The sequence below is a fragment of the uncultured Microbacterium sp. genome (genome assembly GCF_963521695.1).
Taxonomy (GTDB): Bacteria; Actinomycetota; Actinomycetes; order Actinomycetales; family Microbacteriaceae; genus Microbacterium.
In genome coordinates, this window is the sequence record NZ_CAUQWC010000311.1 from 1 (window position 1) to 3,030 (window position 3,030).

The following is a 3,030-nucleotide window of genomic DNA, read 5'->3' on the forward strand; positions in this document are numbered from 1 at the left end:
TGCGAGACCGCGACGCACGTGCGCTGGCCCTTCGATCGGGCCCGGCGCGCGGCATCCTGATCCCACCCCGTCGATGTCGGCGCTGAGCCCTACAGTGATCGCATGGACCAGGCCACAGTCAACAGCATCGATTCCGCCGACGTTCGCGGTCTGAGCGCTGCCGACGTCGCCGAACGAGTCGCCGCCGGGCAGACGAACGCCTTCACTGCCGACAGCAGTCGCAGCGCGTGGAACATCGTGCGGGCGAACGTCTTCACGCTCTTCAACGCCATCGTCGCGGCGTGCTTCCTCGTGCTGCTGCTGCTCGGGCGCTGGCAGGACGCCCTGTTCGGCGTGGCCGCCCTGTCGAACGCGGTGATCGGCTGCGTGCAGGAGTTCCGCGCGAAGGCGGCCCTCGATCGCCTGGCGCTGCTGAACGCCCCCCGTGCCCGAGTGCACCGCGAGGGCGTCGACGCCGAGATCGCGCCCCCCGACGTCGTCCGAGACGACCTGCTCGTGCTGCGAGCGGGAGATCAGGTGCCCGCCGATGCGGTCGTGGTCGACTCGCGGGGGCTGCAGATCGACGAGTCGATGCTGACCGGCGAATCGGATGCCGTCGACAAGCGCCCCGACGACGAAGCCCTGTCGGGATCGATCGTCGTCGCCGGCGAGGGTACGGCGCGGGTCGTGCGCGTGGGTGCCGAGTCGTACGCGAACACCTTCGCCGCGGAGGCGAAGCGCTTCCAGCTCGTCTCGAGCGAGCTGCGGACCTCGATCGACCGCGTGCTGCGGTGGGTCGGGTGGGGGATCGGCCCCATCGGGCTGCTGGTGCTGAACGCCCAGATGATGGTCGCCGGCGGGTGGGTGCAGGCGTGGCAGCAGGGCACCTGGCAACAGGCGGTGGTGAACACGATTGCGTCGCTCACCGCGATGATCCCGCTCGGACTCGTGCTGATGACCTCGATCGCCTTCGCCGTGGGCGCCGCGCGACTGGCAGGGCAGAAGGTGCTCGTCAACGAACTGCCCGCGGTCGAGGGCCTCGCCCGCGTCGACGTCATCTGCCTCGACAAGACCGGCACGCTCACAGCCGGTGAGATCCGCTTCGACGACGTGCTGATCCTTCAGGAGAGCGACGGGTGGCGTACCGCCCTCGCCTGGTACGGCGCCGCCGCAGACGCCAACGCCACCGCGAAGTGTCTGCGCGAGCCGTTCCCCCTCGACGAGCCGGTCGAGGCGGTGCGGCGCATCCCGTTCTCGTCGGCGCGCAAGTGGAGCGCGGTGTCGTTCGCATCCGGGGGCACATGGATCCTCGGTGCGCCCGAGATGGTGTTCGGCGACCTCGCCGCCGATGCGGGCAGCGACCTGGGCGCCGCCGTCACGAGGCTGGCGTCATCCGGCCGTCGCACGCTCGTGCTCGCGCGCACCGGCGCCCCCCTCGACGACCTCGACGTCGACGAAGAGCGGTTGCCCGACGCTCCCGTCGCCGTCGCCGTGCTCACGTTCGTCGAGGCCGTTCGGCCCGACGCCGCCGAAGCGCTGGCGTACTTCCGGCAGCAGGGCGTCGGCGTGCGCGTCATCTCGGGCGACAACCCTCGCACGGTGGCCGCGATCGCCCGCGAGGTGGGTCTCGAGGTCGACGAGGGCTACGACGCGCGGCGCCTGCCCGAGGATGACGCCGAGCTCGGTCTCGTGCTCGAGCAGCACACCGTCTTCGGTCGCGTCACGCCCGATCAGAAGCGACGCATGGTCACCGCGCTCCAAGCGCGCGGTCACGTCGTGGCCATGACCGGCGACGGGGTCAATGACGCCCTGGCCATCAAGACGGCCGACATCGGCATCGCCATGAATTCGGGTGCCGCGGCCACCAAGGCGGTCGCGCGCCTCGTGCTGCTCGACGGGCGCTTCTCGCACCTGCCCTCGGTGGTCGCCGAGGGCCGCCAGGTCATCGCCAACATCGAGCGCGTCTCGATGCTGTTCCTGACCAAGACCGTCTACGCGACGGGCCTCGCCGTGCTCTTCGGGGCGCTGGTGATGGAGTTCCCCTTCCTCCCGCGGCAGTTGTCGATCACCGACGGCCTGACCATCGGCATCCCCGCGTTCTTCCTGGCGCTGCTGCCGAACACGCAGCGCTACGTGCCGGGGTTCCTCCGGCGGTCGTTGAGCTTCGCGATACCGGCTGGGCTCGTCATCGCCGTCTCGCTCACGCTGTACACGCGACTCGCGATGGGCATCGGTCTCAGCGTCGAGCAACTGCGCACCGGGGCGACGATCATCCTCGCGATCGTGGCGATCTGGGTGCTCACCGTGCTGTCGCGACCGGTGACGCGCGTGAAGGTGCTCGTCATCGGTGCGATGTTCATCGCCCTGACCGCGATCTTCACGGTGCCGGCGTTGGGAGAGTTCTTCCAGCTACAGGATCCGGGCGAAGACGGCGCGGTGCTCATCACGGTGGTCGTCGTGGTGGCCATCGGCGCGATCGAGGTCGTCCGTTTCGCCCACCGCCGTTTCGTGCGACGTTCGCTCGACACCCCCGCCGGTCGTCGACAGGACGAGACTCGCGACGCGACCGCGGTGTCTGGGCAGCGCCGGCCCACCGCCGTCTCGGTGGCGATCGTGCTCGTGTACGTCGGCGGCCTCATCAACACCGCCCTGGGCATCGTCGTGCTGCTCGCCCGCTACGGGGTGCCGGACGATCTCGTGCTCCCCACCTCGCTCGTCGGCGCGGCGACCGTGCTTCTGGGGCTGCTCACCGTAGCGGGCGGATCCGCGCTCTCGCGCGGCAGTGTGCTCGCGCGCAACCTGCTCACCGCCTATCTCGCGCTGCTCGGTGTGCTGCAGGCCGCGGCGATGATCCTCACCGAGCTCGACCCGGTGCTCTCGGTCGCGCTCGTCGCGGCCGTGGCCGTGATCGTCGCGATCTGGGTGCCCGCGGGTTCCCGTCGGTGGTTCCGGCCCGTGGGTGCTCGTCCAGGCGAATCGACGCCCTCCGTTTAGCGTCCCGCCGTGCGCGCGGCGCTGCGCGCCGTGGGCCGTGGGCCGTGAGCCGTGCGC

At 70.5% G+C, this 3,030-nt stretch carries 1 protein-coding gene; it reads left to right on the forward strand.

Annotated features, from left to right (window positions below):
* The first annotated feature begins 102 nt into the window (after positions 1-102).
* Positions 103-2,973: an HAD-IC family P-type ATPase gene (locus RWP81_RS15685; RefSeq protein ID WP_314457674.1), complete on the forward strand. Its 2,871-nt coding sequence runs from the start codon at positions 103-105 to the stop codon at positions 2,971-2,973.
* Positions 2,974-3,030: the final 57 nt, after the last annotated feature.